This window comes from Microcystis sp. LEGE 08355, from assembly GCF_015207185.1.
Lineage (GTDB): Bacteria > Cyanobacteriota > Cyanobacteriia > Cyanobacteriales > Microcystaceae > Microcystis > Microcystis panniformis.
The window spans coordinates 1-1885 of record NZ_JADEXI010000760.1 but is presented as its reverse complement, the minus strand read 5'-3'; the positions used below and the strand labels follow the sequence as shown (position 1 = coordinate 1885).

Annotated in this window: 1 protein-coding gene; it reads right to left on the bottom strand. The window is 50.2% G+C overall.

Going from position 1 to position 1885, the window contains the following annotated elements; all coding sequences use genetic code 11:
• Positions 1-322 precede the first annotated feature (322 nt).
• A partial coding sequence (locus IQ242_RS23770; RefSeq protein WP_193961649.1) for a SulP family inorganic anion transporter occupies positions 323-1885 on the bottom strand: 1563 nt, incomplete at its 5' end.

The following is a 1885-nucleotide window of genomic DNA, read 5'->3' as shown; positions in this document are numbered from 1 at the left end:
GATCGGGGGGGAGAATTAGGCACTTTTTCCCTGAAACTTAGGTAATTGACCACTTGAAAATGGGTAAAACCCCACACCCCCCTACCCCCACGAAAAACTTTTTGCCGCAAACCCTAAATAGGTTAGGGAAGTGACTTTCAGTTAATGATGCTAAAAATGAACAATAATCTAAAATCAAGCCGATAATGACTAAATGCAACCGACGGAAGCCCAACTTAGACAACTCTATCACCTAATTTCAATAAAGTCCGAAAACTATGCACGGGTAGGTTCTCTATGGGAGGGGAGGTCGGCGATGACCTTCTCGACCCCTAACTATCAGTTAACGATGTTGAAAAGCTTCGATCGCCGCCGGCAAAGTATAGTAAATTCTCTCCTGGCTAATTTTATCTAACAAGCGAGAACGTTGCAATTGTAAGTACAGATCGTGTTTAACCCTAGCGAGGGCAAAAACTATACCCCGTCTTGATAATTCTGCCGCTAGTTCCTCAAGAATCTCCACGGCTGTACTATCCAATTCCCCAAGGGCCTCCGTATTCAAGACAAACCATTCTACTGGTTCTGTCTCCCGGGCAATGGCACTGAGGGCGCGACGTTTAAAGTCGGCCGCATTAGCAAAAAATAAGGGAGCATCGTAACGATAGATAACTAACCCCGGTATTGTTTGCGCTTCTGGCCAATCCTGGAGCGCGTGTAAACCCATCACCCCCGGAACCGTACCCAAGACCGCATCATCAGGCCGGGTAATGCGGGCCAATAAATCGATAACCGAGAGACCGATGGCGATGGCAACCCCGCTTAAAATCCCCGTGGTTAGCACCCCCACCATGGTCAGGACAGCGAGATTAAACTCACTATTGCGAAAGCTTTTTAGTCGTTTAGCGCCAGCAATATCCACCAGTTTACAGGCCGCATAAATCACCAGCGCACCCAAGGCGGCCTTGGGAAAGAGTGCCAGTAGCGGACCGAGGGAGAAAATGACCGCCACCACCACCACTGCCACCACCAGGGAGTAAATCTGACTTTTACTGCCCACCGAATCGCCCACCGCAGTGCGACTGGCGCTGCTGCTGATGGGAAATCCCTGACAAAAACCCGCCGCCAGATTCCCCAGTCCCAGGGCTAAAAATTCTTGATTAGCATCGATTTCTTGGTTATGGCGTGCGGCGAAGGCTCTAGCGGTCAAGACGTTATCGGAATAGCCCACCAGGGCAATGCCGACGGCCGCGGTTACTAGGGGTAGTAATTGGGAAAAATCTAGGGTTGGTAAGCCAAAATTGGGCAAAGTATTGCTAATTTTCCCCACTACTGCCACCCCCTCCCCATCGAGATGGAGGGTGGCGACGGCGAGGGTTCCCAGTAAAACCGCCAGCAAGGGACCCGGTGCTTTGGGAAAATATTTTTGGATGACAAATAGAAATAGTAGCAGAAATACAGCTAGGCTAAGGGTTGGCCAGTGCCATTGGTTTATTCCCCAGAAAAAAGCTAAAATTTCTTTAAAAACCGTATTTTCACGGATTGACAAACCACTAATTTTACCCAGTTGTCCCGCAATCATGATCACGGCCACTCCCGCCATATAACCGATCAGGATCGGTTTGGAGAGTAAATTAGCTAGAAATCCCAAGCGGGCGATATAAGCAACCAAACAGATTAAACCGACCATTAGGGCTAAAAAAGCCGCTAAACTGCCGTAATTTTCTCCTTGAAGGCTCACTATCGGTGCGATCGCTGCTGCCGTCATCACTGCCGTGGTCGATTCCGGTCCGAGGGACAGTTGCGATGAGGAGCCGAAAAGGGCGTAAACTAGGGCAGCCGGCACGAGAGTCCACAATCCCACCACCGGCTCGACCCCGGCCAGGTCGCCGTAGGCCATACACTGGGG